The following is an 18930-nucleotide window of genomic DNA, read 5'->3' as shown; positions in this document are numbered from 1 at the left end:
AGGGATTAAGTAGCGTGGGGCGCACGCAAACTTTAAACGCTTCGGGAGAGATTCCCTCTTGGTTGGTTGGAGAAATCCTGCTTGCTAACGGAGACTCAATGAACGAAGAATCCCCGTCTCTTTAGAGCGGGGAGCGTCAACGAACTATTAGTTGCAAGAGAACCAAACAAATGCTTAACGACGCCGATTTCTTTGCTGGTGACGCTCAAAATATCGCCCCCGACACTCAGGAATTACAAACTCCCGTCGGTGAACTGCACTTACGATTTTATCTACCCTCTCAGGACGAGTTTGCCCTTAGTGCTGTGGGCATTTGCGAGGTAATACAGCAACCACTCGATCGCATTACCCCAATTCCCAATGCTTCACCCTTGCTCCTCGGTGCGATCAATCTCCGGGGTCAAGTGATCTGGGTGGCGGATCTCGGTCAATTTTTGGGGGATAATAGCCGCTTAAATACCGATCGATCCGAAATTCCCGTAATTGTGATCGAAGAACAGGAAAAGATCCTCGGTTTAGCGGTGCAACGTTTGGGAGATATGGAATGGCTCGACCCAGATAAACTAGGTAGTGCCGTCAGTATTCCCGATCAGATCGCCCCCTATGTGCAGGGAGAGTGGATTCTGGGCCAAGAATCAAAAAAAACCTTAAGACTACTCGATCATCTGGCCATACTCCGTTCTGCCCGTTGGGCGGCTTAAAACCTCAAAAAAATAGCAGAATAGCATTTATAGCAATTATTTCTTGAAACTACTAACTACTTGATCACTTTATCTTTACTAGGGGAGGGGCAAATGCCGTCAGGGAAAGAATATGCGAAACTCTATGGAAAGGCTAACACCGCCTATTGCCAGGGCAACCTTGAGGATGCCGCCGTCATTGTCAAAGACATGATCGGCAAGTATCCCGATGATCCCAACGTCCTGCTTTTACAGGGACACATTTATTTAGGACTACAACAATACAGCTTGGCCGAGGAACGTTACGAAAAAGTGCTGGAATTGGCTAAAAATTCTCCCAATTTCTTTGATCTGGTAGATTATGCTCGACGGGGTCTCGATCAGATTCAGCAATTGCGTTTTGAAGCCGAGGATGGAGATTTTATGATCGCTGCTGCGGAAAGCATTGCCTACAGCGAGGCAGCTTTCGATCCCAGTCAAGGTTTCAGCAATTCTTTGTCTGGGCGGTCGCAAGCGGCTGATCCCGGGCAAAATGATGCAATCGACTGGGATAGTGGTCTTTTCAATGACGAGGATATCGGGGAGCCTACGGCGGGTACAGTCGATTCCTATGGAGATGATTTTGGGGAATCGGAGGAAACCGCCTTTAGTTCCCTTATCCCGGCCGATTCAGGCTCTCACGGTTCCCATTTGTCCGGCGATTCTCCGGATGGAGAACCCCCTTTCCCCTTTTTAGAAGCAGAGGAGATTGACACGCTGCAGGAAGGGTGGGGCGGTGGGTTAGGGTCAACGAGAGAAACCACTTTTACGGCTTCCTCTGACTGGTGGGAAAATCCCTTCACTGGGAGAGATCAGGGGTTATCCTATCCCGATACCCCAGAAACAAGCACTTTTGTCACTGATACGGACCCAACCGACCGACAAGCGGCGAAAACTGACCTTAATCAGGGCATAGTCACTCAAAAAAGCTACGAGGAGGAAGAAACCGGAGATTTTAGGCAACCAAAACTCAATAATGAGGATGAGGATTTAGGCGGTTTTTCCCAACTGGATCTGACGGATATAGCCGAAGAACTGGGGGAATCGGAGCTATTTACCCGTTCGGGAGAGGAAACTGTAACTGCTGGTTTTGTCCCCGAACCCAGTGCGCGCCTTAATGCCAGTTCTGCTGTGGGAGAGCCTAGTTTTAATCCTTCTCGTCTAAAAATCCCCGATGACAAAAAAGATAGTCATCTTGGCCCTGTTTCCGAGCGCCTGCTCAAGCCAGTGGTGGAAGTCAATCCGGGCAAATTAGCCTTTTTTGTCAATGCTTCTTTAGGCAAAAAACAACTAATCCTAGCGGCTTTAGCGGGTATTACCCCTGTAATCTTAATTTTTGCCGTTAGTACCACCTCTTGGCTATTTTCTCTATCGGCTGCCAAACCGGGCCCGAATAGCAAGGAAAAAACCGAAAAAGTTGCCCCGAAACCAGCCCCAGCCAGCCTTTCCCCTTTCAGTCAACCGGTACTAACCGAGATGTTATTAACTGGACTGGGAGCTTTTGCCCTAACTTGGCTAGGTTTACAGTTGCTCATTAGTCAGATTAAGCGGAGTCTCAACGATCTGCAAAGCCAATTCGCTCATCTCTCGGAAGGTAATTTTAACGCTAAAGCGACGATCTACTCGGAAGATGAATTCGGTCAATTGGCCAATCGTTTCAATCAGATGGCCCAGGTGGTGGTAACTACCACCACGGAGGCCCAACGCCGCGCCGCCGAAACGGAAAGGGGACAGGAAGACCTACAACGGCAAGTGATTCAACTTCTCGATGATGTGGAAGGAGCGGCTAGGGGGGATCTGACCGTGGAAGCGGAGGTGAGCGCCGATCTTTTAGGGGCGGTGGCCGATGCTTTTAATTTGACTATCCAAAACCTGCGCGAAATTGTCCGACAGGTGAAAAAAGCGGCAAAACAGGTGAATCAATCCAGTACCAATAGTGAATCTTTCGCCCGCAATCAGTCTAGCGATGCCCTGCGGATGGCGGAGGAATTGGCCGTCACCCTTAATTCGGTACAGATGATGACCGACTCAATTCAACGGGTGGCAGAAAACGCCAGAGAAGCCGAAGAAGTTGCCCGCACTTCCTCGATTACCGCCCTGAAGGGGGGTGATTCCGTGGAAAGAACCGTGGCGGGAATTCTGCAAATCCGCGACACTGTATCAGAAACGGCGCGAAAAGTCAAGCGTTTGGCGGAAGCTTCCCAGGAAATCTCGAAAATTGTCGCAGTAGTCTCTCAGATTGCCTCGCGGACTAATTTATTGGCTCTTAATGCCTCGATTCAAGCGGCGCGAGCGGGAGAGGCGGGCCGCGGTTTTGCGGTTGTGGCCGATGAGGTGCGTCAGTTGGCCGATAGAGCTGCTAAATCTCTTAAGGAAATTGAACAGATCGTTGTACAGATTCAATCAGAAACGGGTTCGGTAATGACGGCGATGGAGGAAGGGATTCAACAGGTTATCGATGTCACCGAGCGCTCGGAACAGGCCAAGAAGTCCCTAGAAGATATTATCCAAGTTTCTAACCGCATCGATACGCTGGTGCGCTCGATTACCGCCGATACGGTCAAACAACGGGAAAATTCTCTCAATGTCGCCCAAGTTATGGAGTCGGTGGAGTTAACCGCTCAGGAAACTTCCCAAGAATCCCAACGGGTGGCGGTTTCCTTGCAAAAATTGGTTAGTATCTCCCGAGGGCTGCTTTCTTCGGTAGAACGGTTTAAGGTAGACTCGGAAGATGATCGATAATGGGTGAGCGGTAATCGGTGGGTTATTGATTAGCCGCTATCCCTCAAGATTGACCGCTAGAGTGAGTAAAGTTATGCCTAAACTTAGTCTCTGCATGATTGTCAAAAATGAAGCCGAAAATCTCCGGCGCTGTTTGGACAGCGTTAAAGGGGTGGTGGATGAGATGATCGTTATGGATACGGGTTCGACCGATGATACGATTGCTATTGCTAAAAGTTACGGTGCCATAGTTCCTAGCTACGATTGGCGGGATAATTTTTCCGATGCTAGAAATGAGGCTTTAAAATATGTTACTGGTGATTGGATTTTAGTTCTTGATGCCGATGAGGAATTAAATCCCGCTATCGTACCGAAAATGCGTCGGGCTATGGAAAAAGAGGAAAATTTAGTCATTAATTTAATCCGCCATGAAATCGGAGCCATACAATCACCCTATTCTCTAATTGCGCGGCTATTTCGCCGACATCCTCAGGTCACTTTTACCCGACCCTATCACTCAATTATTGATGATAATGTGGCCATTTTATTAAAAAAAGAGCCTGATTGGAAAATAGTTGAACTGCCAGAAATTGCTATCTTTCACTACGGTTACACCGTCGATAAAATAGCCAGCTTAGATAAGTTTGAACGGGCAAGAAAAGCCATGGATGGCTTTTATCAGCAACATCCCCACGATCCCTATGTGTGTAGTAAATTGGGAGGTTTATATCTAAAGATTGGCAGGGATAAAGAGGGTTTTAAGCTGCTCAAACACGGTTTAAAATGCCATGGCTCTAATCCACATATTTTATACGAGTTATATTATCATCTCGCTAATTATTATTATTCAGTGGAGGAATTTAAGCAATCAGCCGATCATTTTATTAAAGCGATTAAGCAGCCAATTTTAGATAAATTAAAACTGGGGGCTTATAATAATTTAGGTGGGTTATTATACGAAGCAGAAAACTACGAAGCTTCCTTATCTATCTTTGAGAAAACCGTAGAGATTGATCCTAGTTATGCCGATGGTTACTATAATTTAGGACTGGTTCTCAAACAACTGCACCGGCTACCAGAATCGATTAAAGCTTATAAAAAAGCTCTCAAGTTAAACCCCGATAATCCCGATATTTACCAAAATCTAGGGGTGGCTTATATAGTTTTCGGTAGTTATAATGAGGCGATCGAGATTTGGCAAAAAGGCCTACAATTATTGAAAGATCAGGGTAATGTATCTCGCGCTGAAATGCTGCAAGAAACCCTAGAAGCTCTGGGAGCAAGTGTATTGAGGGATGAACAGTAACTGTTCACCGTTGTCGCGAAGATTGGGAGCCGCCACTGTACTAAAATTCTCAATAGGCAGTTGAAATGCAGTACATCTGATTGCTAAAACCCTGTCTAGTCAACTCCTGTGAGGATTTTTCCGAATTAATTCTTAATAGGATTATCGAGGGGTTAGACGCGGAAGACTTAGGGGTTTTGATAGAAATGATCAAGAGATAATTGCTGCCGTGTAATTGACCTTGACAAGAAATGCTATAATTTCCTAGCAAGGGGGGAAACTAATCCCTCTCAGGGCTGCCATCGCACAATTTTGTCGGTTACTGGTTCTCGTCAGCTTGTTTGTCAAATATACCAATTCTATTTTGAATCGGTGCTGTTATGTCAAGATTCAGGGTTTCTGGCTGCAACGGAACTGGAAAATCAAATAATCTATTCCCTCAAATCTTCTTACCTTAGAGAAAAATAATGAAATTCGAGGAAATCCAAGAGATTCTTAATCGGCAACTGCTCAAGCTTGAGAATCGCTCTCTTAATGACACAGAACAATTATTATTGCGAGGACTTTGGCAGAAAAAGAACTATCAAGAAATTGCCCAAGAAAACGGTTATAGTAGCGGCTATCTTGCCAATGTAGTTGCCCCAGGACTCTATGATAGAGTCTCGCAACTGATCGGAGAACCGATCAATAAGAAAAATTTTTTATCTAGACTACAATCTCATTTTACCAACTCTAAATCACCTCAGTATTGCGGTAATGAATATCCTCAGAATGAGCGGCCAGAATACCCCGATGCTCCTGTTCCCTATAATTCTTATTATTATCTAAAACAAACAAAACTTGAAGCAAAAGTTATCGAGGAAATCGGCCAATCTGGGGCGTTAGTACGCATTAAAGCTCCCAAAAAATGGGGGAAAACGTCTTTATTATTAACAATTTTAGAGGCTTGTCAACAGCAATTCGGTTATCAAATTGTTAGTTTAGATTTACAAAAAGCAGACCAAAACATTATAGCAGATTTTAACAAGTTATTACGCTGGATTTGCCGTAATTGCGCTCGGCAGTTGAATTTAGAAGCCAAATTAGATGATTATTGGGATGAAGATATAGGAATTAAAATGAGTTGGACAATTTATTTTGAAGAGTATATTTTACGAGAGATAAAACAGCCACTGGTATTGGCTTTAGACGAAGTGCATCGAGTCTTTGAACATCCGAAAGTAGCAGAAGATTTTTTACCTTTAATCAGAGCTTGTTATGAAGAATCTAAGCGATCTCCCCTGTGGCAGAAATTACGTTTAATTATTGTTCAATCCACAGAATCTTATGTTTCTCTGCGATTAGAACAGTCTCCTTTTAATGTGGGATTACCCATAGAGTTACAGGGTTTTGGTCAAGAACAAGTGGCAGAATTGGCAAAAAAATATCAATTAAATGAATTAGCAAACAACGAAATTCAACAGTTGATCGACTTAGTGGGGGGACATCCTGCCTTGATTCATTTAGCGATTTATCATCTTAGCCAAGAGCAAATCACGATGCCAGATTTAATCAAATCAGCAACTACATCAACGGGTATTTATTCCTCTCATTTACAGCTGCACTGGGTCAGTTTACAAAAACAACCCGAACTTGCCGATGTTTTTCAACATATTTGTCAAGGTAATCAACCAATGATAGTCGATCCAATTATTGCTTACAAACTTAATAGTATGGGTTTAATTAAACTCAGAGAAAATAAAGCAATTGTCAGTTGTCAGTTGTATCAAAAGTACTTTATAAGTCAATATACTGGTTCAGTATAAATAAATTTTTGAACCATGGTATTAAGACAGTGATCGCTCAAGCCAATCATTATTAAATATCGTCTGATAAATCCGATTATGAACGTCCATTTTCCCGTGACGCTTTACCACTAATCCAGATAAAAATAACTCAGGTAAATAGGGATTGTTATCAATCTGTATTGGTTCTTGATGGAGGATTTGTCGATACAAGGTTAATAACTGGGGTCGGTTTGGACTTTGAAGAAGGCGATCTTGAATGGTTTTTAAATGTTCGGGTTGATCCTGCATCTCCCAATCTTGAATAATTTTTTCTGCTACTAAGTTGGCCAACCATTGTTCTTCTTGATTAGAGGGGATTGGTTGCTCACTATCCCGCATCAGTTGACAGAGTTTTTGAGTTAAGAAAGGTTGCCCTCCCGTCCAGCTTAAGACTTGTTTGAGCATGGTCTGAAGATTACTGACTTTTTCTGTTAACCCATATAATAAAGGTTGAGCTTCGTGTTCTTTAAAACTTGCTAATTCAATAGCGTTACCAATATTAAAAGGTGTTTTCTGGGGGTCAGTAATTAAAGCTGAAGGTGTGGTAGCACCAAAAAAGGCAAAAGTTAGCTCTTGAAATTGAGGTTGAATCGCTCTCTGATTATAAAAAGAACGAATTAAAGCAAAAAAGTCAGAGACATCAAATTTTAACCCTAAAATGCTATCAATTTCATCAATAAATATAACAGTCGATTTTCCAGATTGCCGCTGATTAAAATCGTCATTAACTAGAAGAAAATTTTCTATAAATTGTCCTAATCGTTGTACAGGAGGCAGGTCTAATTGTTCACTCCACCAAGCTTTAAAAGTTTTCAATTCTTTGATTAATCCAAAACTGCGGAGCAGATCAACGGCTAATCCTTTATACCATTGTTCGGGGGTAATATTGTCTGTTCCTAGCCGAGTTAAGTCAATTACTGCACATCTAATTCCCTCCTTTTGTAATTGACCCATCATCCGTACCATTAAGCTAGATTTTCCCATTTGACGTGCATTTAAAACATAGCAAAATAGACCTTGTTTGAGAGCTTTATAAAGATTGCGATCAGCTTGTCGAACCACATAATTCGGTGCATCAATCGGTAAACTGCCCCCCACTTGATAGACAAATTTGGAAGGTTGTTCAGCAGTTTTAAGCAGGTCATTTTCAAAGATAAGTTCTGCTTGAGTTGCTTTCAGTACCTCTAAAGTATTTGTGAGTTCTTTTGTCCGTTCTTCTACTCTTTGTTCTAAGGTTTGATAGAGTCTTGAGTTATCAATAGAGATAGCAGCTTGAGCCACTAAAATATTTAACAGTTCAACTCTTTCTGAGGTAAATGCGCCTGTGGTTAAATTATTTTCTAAATAAACAATTCCTTTTAATTGACCTTGATTGAGTAAAGGAGTACAAAGAATGGATTTAGTTTCTTTAGCCACAATATAATAATCATTGGTAAATTGACCTTCAGATGTGGCATCATTTAAAACGATAGTTTCTTTTGTCCGAGCGACATAATTAATAATGCTAGTGGGTAAAATGGGAATTGAGTTATCATGGTCGATAGATTCTATGGGAATTGATTGTAGTATATTAACCGTTTCTTGAGCAATTGTTCCTTGAGCTTCAATGACCCAATTTCCTTGCTGTTCTAAAATCAAATAACCTTTCTGCGCTCCTGCATTTTCAATGACAATTTTCATTAAATTTGTTAGGAGATTTTCCAGTTTAATTTCTCCAGAAATCGCTTGCGAAGCTTTGAGAATAGTGGTTAAATCCAGAACTGCTCCATCATTACCAGTAGTTGAAATGGTGGTACTCAGTCCTTTAGATCTGTTTTGATTGCTGATGCCTAATAAATATTGAGGGTATTCTTCTTCTAATTGTTTAACTTTGGCCTTTGCACCCCAACGAATGTAACAATGATAAGCATTTCTGAGATATAGTTTAGCGATTTCTTCTCTACCTAAAGTAAAATAAAATTCAGAGGCACGTTCATAGGCTAAAGCCTCTTCATGGATAAATTCATATTTTTTTGCTCCTTGAATGGCTTTTTCATAAAATTCTTGAGCTTCCCAGTTTTGACCTAAGACTCTCGCTTTTTCTGCTTCAACTAGATCATATTTATGTTGAAAATTTGCTGGACAATGACTAGACCATATTGCCATCTTCTGCTGATTGTTATCTACTTGTTGTAGTAATTTTCTTTGATCATTTTGCTCTGTGTCATGATAATAAGCTAGAAAACTCAACGATGAATAGAAATTATGTTGTGCTTTAAATAGGGCTGCACCGCTTGTTACCGCTACATATTTTTCTGTATGTTGACTGTTTTCTAAGGAGGCAACAAAATCATTAAAAATATAATAATCAATCATTCTTCCGAAATAATAAATAAATAGTAACCATTGATTATTTTGGTCAAGATATTCTTGGAGATGTTTATCTTCTTCCTCTTGGGAAGTTCCTAGCAATAAAAAATCTTGATGGTGATTAATATCTCGTACATTTTTAGCAGTATTTGTCAAAATAACTAAGAATTTATGAGAATACTCTTGATTAAGTTTTTCCACAAAATGAATGTATTTTTCACAATCTCGTTCTACTTCTTCTAACTGGCATCCTCCTAAAAACTTGATAGCGCAATAGGCCTGTGCGAGAAACCCAACATATTCATTGTGTCCTGTATTAAGTCCTTGTTGCAAGCCATAAAGTAATTTTTCTTGAATGACTTGCTCATTTAGTGGATTTTTCCAACACCATATATAAGCATAATATAAAAAAAATATTTCGGCTTGAAATTTTTGATTATCATCTTTTTCTAATAAGTTAATTGCTAGTTTTCCAAACTTATAACCATAATCAATTTCTGCTGTCATTCCCGACATGAGCATTCCATAAAAAGCATAAATCGTAGAAGCTTGTGGAGGATTGCCGTATTTGATACAGAGATAAGTTAAAGTTAATACTAATTCCGTAAATAGAAGAAAATTAGTTGTATTTGAAGCAGAGCGAATTTGCAGTATTATTTTAATAGCTGCTAGTTTTTTATTGTCAGTCATTATCAAATTATCGGCCAAGTCTTCAATCGATTTATTTTTTAAAAGCAACTTTATGTATCTCTGGCGATTACTAATTCTTTTTTTGATTTCATTTTCTTGAAGAGAAATTTTGATACCTAGTTCTGGTAAAACATTGAGGGCAATATCTATCGCTTTTTGAGGTTGAAAAATTGTAAAGTAGTAGATGATTTGTATTTCATATACCTTGAGTTTATCAAATATGTCTCTAGCTTCTTTTAAGATAGTGTCAGATATTTTTTCAATTTGAGAAAATTTAGTATTTAAGTAAAGAGATTCTAAGGTTTCAACATAAAGTTCTAGAGTTAATTGATAATCAGTTTTCCAGCTATTTAATGTCAACAATTCCAATCCTTTTTCTAAATATCTTAAAGCCGAATCATAAGCTGTTGATGCTTTTGCCTTTTTTCCTGCTTTTAGATTTAACTTAGCCAGTTGATTTTTTTCTAACTGATCGGTAATTAATATTGCTCCCTGATTAAGTTGATTAACAGTATCAAATATTTTATCTTCTAATTGATGCTCTGCTTGATATTTTTCTAATAAAATACGTCCTATTTGCTGATGAAAACATTCTTTTTCTTCTTCAGAAATAAGAGAATAAGCTGCTTGTTGTACTCGGTCATGTAAAAATCGATAATAAATATCAGCAGAATAGTTAAAAGCATCTTGTAGCTTGTTATTTGACAAATCTTCTCCATTCCATAATAGAGGAATTTTATAATTTTTGTCTAGGGGAATCACCAAGCCTTCATCTAGAGCTAACTGTAGTTCTTGAGCGGTAATAGTTTCAGATTTATTATTAATAATCCTAAGGATTTCTAAATTAAATTGATTGCCAATACAAGCTGCTAACTTGAGAACCTGTTGCGTATTTTGAGATAATTTTTTAATTTTATTCACCATTAAATCAACTACATTATCAGTAATAGATAAACTTTCAATTTGTTGTATATTCCATTGCCAATAAACTTGTTTTGTGTACTTCGCTTTCTTTAAATCTAAATTTTCCCTAATAAACAGGAATTTTCTATCGTAGAGAGAATAAAACAATTGGGTTAAGAAAAAAGGATTACCCTCGGTTTTTCTGCTGAGTAATTCCCCTAAGGGTTTAGCTAATTCTCTAGAACAATTTAGAGTATCGGCAATTAATTGATTAATCTCTCTGCTTTTTAAAGGTGAAAGAGAGAGCGTATTAATTGTTTTTTGGGCTTGATTAATTTTGCCTAAAGTGTGCATTAGTGGATGAGTTGTTTCCACTTCATTATCTCGATAAGCACCAATTAGGAGAAAATAGTTAATATCTGGCTCTAAAATTAATTGCTCAATTAAATTTAGAGAAGATAAATCTGCCCACTGTAAATCATCAATAAAAATCACTAAGGGATGTTCTGGTTGACAAAAAATCGTGAGAAAACGCTTAAAAAATAAGTTAAAGCGATTTTGACTTTCCGTTTTACCCAGTGGTTCTACAGGAGGTTGCTTACCAATAATTTTTTCGAGTTCAGGGATAACCTCAACAATAATTTGACCATTATTTCCTAAAGTTTCTAGAATCTTGTCTTTATAGGTTTCAAGATGTCTTTCTGGTTCACTTAACAACTGTTTTACTAAATCTTGAAAAGCTTTAGTAATTGCTGAATAGGGAATATATCGTTGTAGTTGGTCAAATTTGCCCTTAATAACTCGTCCTCGTTGGCGTGTAATTGGTTTGTAAATTTCATTGACTAAAGCTGTTTTACCAATCCCAGAATAACCCGAAATCAGGATCAATTCAGATGAGCCTTGATTGATTTTTTCAAAAATGTTTAGGAGTTTTTCAACTTCTAATTCTCGACCATAGAGTTTTTGCGGAATCTGAAATTTTTCTGGAAGCTCCCGACTTCCTAAAGAAAATAGCTGAATCTGTTCCCCTCTTTTGAGTTGATTGAGACAAATTTCTAAATCATTTTTAATTCCCCAAGCACTCTGATATCTTTCTTCTGGGGTTTTTGCTAATAGTTTTTTGATAATATTAGACACAGCCAAGGAAAGGTCTGGAATCAGTTCGTGTAGGGGTAAAGGGTCTTGAGCAATATGACAATGAACTAACTCCATTGGGTCTGTAGTTTCAAAAGGAAGTCTGTTGGTTAAAAGTTCATAAAAAGTGACTCCAAGGGCATAAAAATCACTACGATAGTCAAGTCCACGATTCATTCTTCCTGTTTGTTCAGGTGCAATATAAGCTAACGTTCCTTCTAATTGATGGGGAGAGATAACGCTGATAAATTCTTGAGCTAACTGGCTAGAAATACCAAAATCAATAACTTTAAGTTCTTCGGTTTTGGGGTTATAGACAATATTAGAAGGGTTAATGTCTTTGTGAATAATATTGGCTTTATGAATAACAGCTAAAGCTTCAGCAATCTTAATGGCAATTTTCAAAAATTCTTCTAGGTTGAATTGACTTTGCTCTAGTAATGATTTTAAAGATTGACCACCAAAGTCTTCTAAAACCATAACTAAACTGTTTTCATATCGCTGTAACTCATAAGCTTTAATAATATTATCAACATTAAAAGAGCGAGTGATCTGGTATTCTTGTTGATAGCGAGTGAGTTCTGATGGCGTTGGGTAATTTTCTTTGAGAATTTTAAGGATAACTGCCTGATTATTGGCATGACGAAAACCTCGATAAACTAAGGAGTTAGCACTTTCGTAGAGTTTTTCGCTGATTTGATATTTTTTTTCCATTGGCTTATCAGTTCAGTCAGAAAATCAAGCTGATCAATTTGCGTCATCTCTTGATTCTCTGACCAATTTTCATAATTAAAATTGAAGATAATTACAAACAACTCAGGGGAATATAAGGTGAAGGTGGATAAACGTGCTTCAATTGGTGATTCTTCCAGTCTTCACTATGTTCGCTAGGATAAAATGGATAGGGACCATCATGCTCTTTTGCCTTTGCCCAAGTTTGAATGTCAGATTGGCTAACATTGAATTCACTGGGTCTGGGTGGATAAGGGACTGTTATTTTACCAGCTGGAAAATCTTTCCCTGTATGAACAAGTTCTGTCATAACACCATGAAAAAGCTCCCAAGTAACATCAAGGCCGTATTCAAAGATTAGCTGATAGATACTGCCAATTGGCTCCCAAATCTGGGCGAAATATTCATGTTTATCGGGATAATAAAAGTTAACTTTATCTTTATAGAAAGCTTGCCCACACAGCAAAAGAGCCAAAGCAATAAAGTCATAATTTATATTGTCTGGTTGAATCAACCAACTATATTTTTTGGTGTGGGTTTTACTATCTACTAATAGTTTTCTGGATAAATCGATCTCACTTATACGTTCTTCACCTTCTTGATCAAGCCAATAAGTACACACTTTTTGGTGAGGAAATCTCAAAATTTTTCTAACCAAATTCACTTTTGCTTTCATTTCATCTGGTATCTTTTCCGGCTCAAGCCATGTGTAAGCAATCATCTGAGATAGCTTTCGTGTTTGTAATAAGAAATAAACGGTACTCAATTCTGCTTGAGCTAAAGGATCATCCTTAGGTTGTGATGGGCAAAATCTTGGGTCAACCTTAGCTCCTGAGCTAGGAAAACTTGAGGAATCTAAATTATATTTTGTTTGTAAAGCTTCCTTAGTTCCATAGACTAATTTAGGGTGGTCTTCATTTTCAAAAATAAGTAGCTGAAAATAGTAATCATTGTATTGATTGCCATCGATCGATTTTGGTCCTTGTCCAATCTTTATAGACAAATTTGATTGTAAATTTTGAACATAACTGCGAGTAAAGACCTGTGCCATTGGTGAATTCCTCCAGGAAGTTGGTTAATAAATTTGATTCTACTGTAAAAACTCAGACTGAGCCATAAAAACGGGTAGGATTGTCCGCAAGTATCTTCTCTACTGTTTCCTTAGCTAAATCTTTCTCAAGCTTAAGCACTTGACTAACAATATCGGGCTTATGATCCATGTGTGGATAATCTGAGCCAAAGATAATATTGTCACTGCCAATGTAGTCTATAAGCCGGGACAGATAAGGTTCAGAGGGTTCAACGGCAATAAAGCATTGACGGCGAAAATACTCTGATGGCATTAATCTTACCCGATCTTTGACCTCCCAAGGTGTAACTTGATACTCTTCGTCAAGTCTCCATAACCAATAGGGTAGCCAACCGCAGCCCGACTCTAAAAATCCGATTCTTAGCTGAGGATGACGTTCTAACACTCCCCCTTCTATTAACGCTAACAGTGCCATCATCTGCTCCATGGGGTGAGAACAAGCATGAAGGGCAAAACGGGTGTTAAATCGATCGGCACCGGTGGTGGGTAAACGACTCCAATGTCCCTCATGAATTCCTACAGCCATGTCCAAATCCTCGCAGGCCGCCCAAAAGGGTTCATAGGCTGGATCGCTCAAAATTCTGCCTTTAACGGGATTAGGGCGCAAAAAAACCGCCTTCCAGCCCAAGTTCGCCATACGGTGTAGCTCTTTGACCATATCTTCGGGATCGTGTTGATTGACTGCAGCGACTCCTTTCAGTCTAGCGGGGTCATAGCTACAAAATTCTTCATATAACCATGTATTGTAAGCACGGACAAAAGCCCCCATCACTTCAGCAGGTAGGCTATCAATGGCAAATAACCACAGTCCGTAATTAGGATAAATAAAAGCTACATCTATGCCCATTTGTGTCATAGATTGAACATGGGACTCTGGGTTATAGCGGTTGAGATAAGCATGGGGATGAGCTTGCATCATCTGCTTATTCCCTTCTGCTTGGACTTGTGGGGAGATTTTTTGACTAATCGGTTCTCCTTTGATTTTCATGTCAGCAGAAGGGGCAAATTCCCTAAATTTAGGTTCTAGGTATTGTCCCCACATTGCGGGGGGTTCAATGACATGGGAATCAGCATCAATAATTTTGTACCCGTTGAGCATAGCGATTTTTCGGCAATTTTCTACCTAAATTATATTTGATTGGGAAAAAGCGGTCCCTTTTTTTAGGCTTTTTTTTCATCCCCTAAAACTCCATGGATTGATTGGGTTAAACTTGATACAACACTTTATTAAACTTAACGAATGGAAGCGATTGAATTTAAAATGATTCTTCATCATGGCACAGTTGTCATTCCCCCTGAATACCCCTCTAAGTGGGAAGGTAAGGCGATACGTGTGATACTCTGAAGGGGTTTTGAGCTTGACTCAACCTTCTAAGATACATATAATGTATGTATAACATTTGAATATGATCCCAGAAAAGCAAAAACCAACTGGCAAAAGCACGGTGTTTCCTTTGCAGAAGCTGAAATGGTGTTTTTTGATCCCCTCGCTATTCATGATCTTGATCCCGATTGTATAACAGAAGAACGTTTTATTGCAGTGGGGATGGGAAACATGGGATCACTATTAGTGGTTATTTATACTTTGCGGGGTGAAGTCATTCCCTTGATTTCCGCTCGTCGTGCTACAAAACAAGAGAGAAAAACTTATGAGAAAGGAATATGATTTTTCTAAAGGAAAACGAGGGGCGCTCATTTCCTCTCAGGGAAAAACACGCATTACCATTTATCTAGATGATGAGATTCTAGCTTATTTTCGAGAACAGGCTGAAACCGCAGGAATGGGTTATCAAACCCTAATTAATGAGGCTTTAAAACAATATATCCAATCTCCTTCTGAGCGATCGCTCACTCAGTCCGATTTACGTCGTATTCTTCGGGAAGAATTATCAGCCCTCCAATAATGTTGCTTATGATAGTTACAAGTTAGCCGATCGCTGTCTGTTTTCAAGGATTGCGATCGCTTTTTAATTTTTTCTTGTCAAAGTTTAGTTAAACGGTAAGAGGGGTAATTTTGTAAAGATGTGCTAAATTGGAAGCTTTTTGTAGATCACCTTGACGAAGGGCTTCTCGGACATCATCTAATTTTTGAGCGTCTTCTAATGATAAATAGGGCGACCATCCTTCGGGAGTCTCAATCAGTTCTACTTCCACTTCAGCCATGTACTCTCCAATGTGGATAAGTTTAATGTGAGGCTTTTTTGTCATGGTTTTCTCCTTGTAAAATCACTTGACCAACGTGCTGGATCAGATCTATAGGCAGTGACTAGAACAGCAGGCGATTCGGTATTCTTGGCTATACCCCAAACCACATGAACGGGTTTACCCTGACTATCTTTCTGTAAGACTAGCACACAACGCCCTTGAGGATATTCCGGGTAATCTTCGAGAATGACAGCTTCTCTAATACCTGTTATCACATCCCTTACCAGAATACCGTCATTTGCTAGTTCATCGTAGCCATGGGCTGATATTTTGACTTGCCCACGGGAAAGTAAAGCCAGAACTAATTGGAAGGTTATACTCATCATCTAATCATAGCATCTCTTTATTCAAGGAAGAAGGCGATCGCTGTCTGTTTTCAAGAATTGCGATCGCTTTTTTGCTGCCTTCTTTTCATCCCCTGAAACCGCTACAAGTCAGAGGGTAAAAGGGTTTTGAGAATTTTAGCCGAATGATTAATTCATTTGTTCTACTTAAGGAATTAGGGAGTCATACCATAAAGTGACCCTTTGAATCTAATATAAATCTAATATAAATCTAATATGAAAGTTAATATTCTACTCAAAAAAACCTATTAGAAAAGTATTAACTTTAGAGATTGCCATTACTCAAAATAAAACTTATTCTGGTATCAAAGGTGATTAAACAAATCACTTTTGAGCCAAAAGACAAGGCATTTTGCTTAAGGCACTATGGCTAACTCGAAAAATTCAGAAGGAGAATCAACAATGGCTGCTGATCAATATACTATCTATATCGTCAACGAATCCTCAAGTACACAAATTTTTTGGTGTTTTTTAGAGCGTCCACAAGAACTTGCCAGCGATCCTAAAGTTTTTGCTAACTCCAACACCAACCTGCAAATTGCTTCTCGGCAACCTGGGATAAATTCATTTACTATACCCGTGCAGTATATAGTAGCAGCAGGAGCAAGTAATAATGCTGTTGCTCCGAACATTCTGGTCCAATCCAGTGTCACGAATAATGCTAATTTAGGAGATCAGTGGGAAACTTTCTACGCTAGTGTGCCTCCTAATGCGGGACCAACAATGACGAGATATGGCACGTCAGGTCCCTCACAGTCAATTCAGATGGCGTCCAGTCCATTTGAAAAAGAAAAGAACGAAGCCCTCGCATGGTATTCTAACATGACCTTTGGGATTCGAACATCACAAGGTTTTATGGGTATGACTTGGTCTCCTGATCCTAACCAACAAAGAACCTTAACCCCAAAATTATCATTCTATGTGACCATTGGAAACTACGACTCAAATTCTTTGGCCGACTTTACTACTGTATCTAGAAGTGCTGCGGAAATCTCAGTTCCATCTTCGTTTGATATACTCAATCAGACCACTGTAACATATACCTCCTCTGGAACATGGATTGTAACTCCAGGAAAACCCAAATCCTCAACCGCAATGTTAGCTGCCAGTAATTCCATCGATAGCTTGATTCAGATTGAGCATTACCTATCAAAGGCTCATGCTGATTTGATTGATTCAGTCAAACTCAGCCTTAGCAATCCCGTTTTGTCATCTAGCTCATCGCAAGAGGACTGTGAGGCGAAAATTTAAACATTACCCTCAATAGCTAAAATTTAGTGCGATCGTCTTTTTTCTCACTGCGATCGCCCCTTCTTCTAGATTAGGTTGAAACAACAAAACCCAACACTAATAAAGGTGTGTTACTGCGGTGACACACCTTTTACTATCAGCGGCGATCGCTTATAGATCTCTCTATTGGTCAAACTTTGGCAAGACGCGATCGCAGAGGAAAAATTGTTATTCCGCCATCAGGATATGCTATAAATGGGGGATATTTCAGTTGGCAAAGTGGCAATGATTTGGAACTAGCATTTGAAGGGGATAAACAGAAAGCAAAAATAAATCAAAGAAAACGTAACATTTCTTTTGAAGAAGCATCCACCGTATTTGATGATCCCTTAGCTGTAAATTTCGATGATCCTGACCATTCTACAGGAGAGAATCGCTATCTTATAATAGGTTGATCAGATCAAGGTAAATTTCTATTTGTTTCTTATACGGATCGTGATCATAAAATTCGTTTAATTAGTGCAAGATTAGTTACACCCAAAGAAAGGAGATATTATGAACGAGAAAATCCAAGATGAATTAGAAGATGACTTGCGAGAAGAATATGATTTAAGTCAACTTAAAAATCCTGTTCGCGGAAAATATTACCAACAGTATCGGGAAGGTCATAGCGTTACTATTCATCATGAAGATGGAACAAAAACGGTTGAACATTTTCCAGCGCAAAATGATGTAATTATTCTTGATCCTGATGTTAAAAAGTATTTTCCTAATTCGGAATCCGTTAATGCTACTTTAAGAAGTTTAATTAAATTAATTCCTCAATAATAGTGCGATGCCTACGGCACTGCATAGCAGCACGCCCCTTCTTCTCGATTAGTTTGAAACAACGAAACCCAAGACTATTTAAGGTGTGTTACTGCGGTGATGCAGCTTTTACCTATCAGTTATAATGGAAAGGTTTGAAGCCTAGACTTTCATCAAATGATGCTCATCTCTCTGAAAAATCCGGGTATCGTATCGTACATAGTGTAATGTCGTTGTCACTACATTATGTTAAAATAATTAAGTTTGGAATTACACACCCATCTTATGAGTAGTAAAACAAAAAGTAAGACTCCGCGTAATACCCTAAATTTGCGAATTAAGCCAGAAGAACGCAATTTGATCGATATGGCAGCCAAAGTGCAAGGTAAGAATAGAACTGATTTTATTTTGGAAGCCGCGCGGAATGCTGCGGAGGAAACTTTGCTCGAACGTACTATTTTTTGGGCTAGTCCAGAGGCTTATGCAGAATTTATCGCACTTCTAGATGCACCACCTCAACCTAATGAACGTTTACGCAAAACCATGCAGACGCTCGCACCTTGGGAGAAGGAATGAATTTGACACCACCTGAACCTCTGGCTAGTTATCACTCAATCACTGATTTTTCCTGCGGAATTACTTCTCTTGATGATTGGTTGAAGCGTCGAGCTTATGCTAATCAAGCCAGTGGTGCAACTAGAACTTTTGTTACCTGCGTTGACAATAGGGTAGTTGGGTATTACGCCCTTGCTTCCGGGGCGATTAGTATACAATCAGCTAATGTTGACACTCCCCGCTCTAAAGAGACGGGGATTCTTGGTTCACAGAGATTACTTGCTTAGACAGAATTGCTTCTGAAAAAGTAGAGGTATTCTCTCCCCAAGCGTTTATTGGA

15 protein-coding genes and 1 pseudogene are annotated in these 18930 nt (G+C 39.3%); 11 read left to right on the top strand and 5 right to left on the bottom strand.

What is annotated here, in order from left to right; all coding sequences use genetic code 11:
* Positions 1 to 170: 170 nt before the first annotated feature.
* From LW728_RS15475 to LW728_RS15460, 4 genes are all read left to right on the top strand, one after another.
* Positions 171 to 701, top strand: coding sequence for a chemotaxis protein CheW (locus tag LW728_RS15475; protein ID WP_004267920.1), 531 nt, complete (start codon positions 171 to 173; stop codon positions 699 to 701).
* A 93-nt stretch (positions 702 to 794) separates the two neighbouring features.
* Positions 795 to 3461, top strand: a complete 2667-nt coding sequence (locus tag LW728_RS15470; RefSeq protein ID WP_287767197.1) for a methyl-accepting chemotaxis protein — start codon at positions 795 to 797, stop codon at positions 3459 to 3461.
* A gap of 73 nt (positions 3462 to 3534) precedes the next feature.
* Positions 3535 to 4746 (top strand): glycosyltransferase, encoded by a 1212-nt coding sequence (locus tag LW728_RS15465; RefSeq protein ID WP_287709717.1) that lies wholly within the window; start codon positions 3535 to 3537, stop codon positions 4744 to 4746.
* Between the two features lie 446 nt (positions 4747 to 5192).
* Positions 5193 to 6530: an AAA-like domain-containing protein gene (locus LW728_RS15460; RefSeq protein ID WP_287709718.1), complete on the top strand. Its 1338-nt coding sequence runs from the start codon at positions 5193 to 5195 to the stop codon at positions 6528 to 6530.
* 21 nt (positions 6531 to 6551) lie between these two features.
* Here the strand turns inward: LW728_RS15460 and LW728_RS15455 are convergent, their stop codons facing one another.
* The 3 genes from LW728_RS15455 to LW728_RS15445 form a co-directional block, all read right to left on the bottom strand.
* Positions 6552 to 12341, bottom strand: coding sequence for an AAA family ATPase (locus LW728_RS15455; RefSeq protein WP_287767195.1), 5790 nt, complete (start codon positions 12339 to 12341; stop codon positions 6552 to 6554).
* Between the two features lie 91 nt (positions 12342 to 12432).
* On the bottom strand, positions 12433 to 13410 hold the full coding sequence (locus LW728_RS15450) for a hypothetical protein (protein ID WP_287767194.1): 978 nt from the start codon (positions 13408 to 13410) through the stop codon (positions 12433 to 12435).
* A gap of 52 nt (positions 13411 to 13462) precedes the next feature.
* Positions 13463 to 14548, bottom strand: a complete 1086-nt coding sequence (locus LW728_RS15445; protein ID WP_190380074.1) for an amidohydrolase family protein — start codon at positions 14546 to 14548, stop codon at positions 13463 to 13465.
* Positions 14549 to 14842: 294 nt separating this feature from the next.
* Here LW728_RS15445 and LW728_RS15440 point away from each other — a divergent pair, with 294 nt between their 5' ends.
* Together LW728_RS15440 and LW728_RS15435 are read left to right on the top strand one after the other, a co-directional pair.
* The gene (locus LW728_RS15440) at positions 14843 to 15115 is read left to right on the top strand and encodes a BrnT family toxin (protein WP_016516511.1); all 273 of its coding nucleotides are present in this window, start codon (positions 14843 to 14845) and stop codon (positions 15113 to 15115) included.
* Positions 15099 to 15353, top strand: coding sequence for a BrnA antitoxin family protein (locus LW728_RS15435; RefSeq protein ID WP_002738362.1), 255 nt, complete (start codon positions 15099 to 15101; stop codon positions 15351 to 15353). Before LW728_RS15440 ends, LW728_RS15435 begins: the two co-directional genes overlap by 17 nt.
* Positions 15354 to 15441: 88 nt before the next feature.
* On the opposite strand, the gene LW728_RS15430 is transcribed toward LW728_RS15435, so the two are convergent.
* A complete protein-coding gene (locus LW728_RS15430; protein ID WP_002757627.1) occupies positions 15442 to 15657 on the bottom strand; it encodes a hypothetical protein in 216 nt (71 codons plus the stop codon).
* A complete protein-coding gene (locus tag LW728_RS15425; protein ID WP_287767193.1) occupies positions 15654 to 15980 on the bottom strand; it encodes a DUF4258 domain-containing protein in 327 nt (108 codons plus the stop codon). Before LW728_RS15425 ends, LW728_RS15430 begins: the two co-directional genes overlap by 4 nt.
* A 420-nt stretch (positions 15981 to 16400) precedes the next feature.
* Here LW728_RS15425 and LW728_RS15420 point away from each other — a divergent pair, with 420 nt between their 5' ends.
* The 5 genes and pseudogenes from LW728_RS15420 to LW728_RS15400 all read left to right on the top strand — a co-directional run bounded on the left by LW728_RS15420 (position 16401) and on the right by LW728_RS15400 (position 18877).
* On the top strand, positions 16401 to 17249 hold the full coding sequence (locus LW728_RS15420; protein ID WP_002778807.1) for a hypothetical protein: 849 nt from the start codon (positions 16401 to 16403) through the stop codon (positions 17247 to 17249).
* Positions 17250 to 17518: 269 nt separating this feature from the next.
* Positions 17519 to 17806: pseudogene (locus tag LW728_RS15415) on the top strand (BrnT family toxin).
* Positions 17784 to 18056 carry a hypothetical protein gene (locus LW728_RS15410; RefSeq protein ID WP_002799473.1) on the top strand — a complete coding sequence of 91 codons (273 nt, stop codon included), beginning with the start codon at positions 17784 to 17786 and terminating at the stop codon, positions 18054 to 18056. The pseudogene LW728_RS15415 and the gene LW728_RS15410 overlap by 23 nt, the downstream one beginning before the upstream one ends.
* Positions 18057 to 18320: 264 nt before the next feature.
* Complete coding sequence (locus LW728_RS15405; protein WP_002778803.1) at positions 18321 to 18611, top strand: type II toxin-antitoxin system TacA family antitoxin; 291 nt, start codon at positions 18321 to 18323, stop codon at positions 18609 to 18611.
* Positions 18608 to 18877, top strand: coding sequence for a hypothetical protein (locus LW728_RS15400; protein WP_287767198.1), 270 nt, complete (start codon positions 18608 to 18610; stop codon positions 18875 to 18877). Before LW728_RS15405 ends, LW728_RS15400 begins: the two co-directional genes overlap by 4 nt.
* Positions 18878 to 18930: the final 53 nt, after the last annotated feature.

The sequence above is a fragment of the Microcystis sp. 49638_E5 genome, assembly GCF_021300285.1.
Taxonomy (GTDB): Bacteria; Cyanobacteriota; Cyanobacteriia; order Cyanobacteriales; family Microcystaceae; genus Microcystis; species Microcystis aeruginosa_C.
Note: the sequence above shows the minus strand (reverse complement) of the source record. Positions and strands in the feature narration are given on the sequence as shown.

Coding starts and splice junctions, on each gene's coding strand:
- LW728_RS15465 (WP_287709717.1), top strand. CDS start 3,535: ATGCCTAAACTTAGTCTCTGCATGATTGTCAAAAATGAAGCCGAAAAT.
- LW728_RS15410 (WP_002799473.1), top strand. CDS start 17,784: ATGAACGAGAAAATCCAAGATGAATTAGAAGATGACTTGCGAGAAGAA.
- LW728_RS15445 (WP_190380074.1), bottom strand. CDS start 14,548: ATGCTCAACGGGTACAAAATTATTGATGCTGATTCCCATGTCATTGAA.
- LW728_RS15475 (WP_004267920.1), top strand. CDS start 171: ATGCTTAACGACGCCGATTTCTTTGCTGGTGACGCTCAAAATATCGCC.
- LW728_RS15435 (WP_002738362.1), top strand. CDS start 15,099: ATGAGAAAGGAATATGATTTTTCTAAAGGAAAACGAGGGGCGCTCATT.
- LW728_RS15425 (WP_287767193.1), bottom strand. CDS start 15,980: ATGATGAGTATAACCTTCCAATTAGTTCTGGCTTTACTTTCCCGTGGG.
- LW728_RS15470 (WP_287767197.1), top strand. CDS start 795: ATGCCGTCAGGGAAAGAATATGCGAAACTCTATGGAAAGGCTAACACC.
- LW728_RS15430 (WP_002757627.1), bottom strand. CDS start 15,657: ATGACAAAAAAGCCTCACATTAAACTTATCCACATTGGAGAGTACATG.
- LW728_RS15400 (WP_287767198.1), top strand. CDS start 18,608: ATGAATTTGACACCACCTGAACCTCTGGCTAGTTATCACTCAATCACT.
- LW728_RS15460 (WP_287709718.1), top strand. CDS start 5,193: ATGAAATTCGAGGAAATCCAAGAGATTCTTAATCGGCAACTGCTCAAG.
- LW728_RS15450 (WP_287767194.1), bottom strand. CDS start 13,410: ATGGCACAGGTCTTTACTCGCAGTTATGTTCAAAATTTACAATCAAAT.
- LW728_RS15405 (WP_002778803.1), top strand. CDS start 18,321: ATGAGTAGTAAAACAAAAAGTAAGACTCCGCGTAATACCCTAAATTTG.
- LW728_RS15420 (WP_002778807.1), top strand. CDS start 16,401: ATGGCTGCTGATCAATATACTATCTATATCGTCAACGAATCCTCAAGT.
- LW728_RS15455 (WP_287767195.1), bottom strand. CDS start 12,341: ATGGAAAAAAAATATCAAATCAGCGAAAAACTCTACGAAAGTGCTAAC.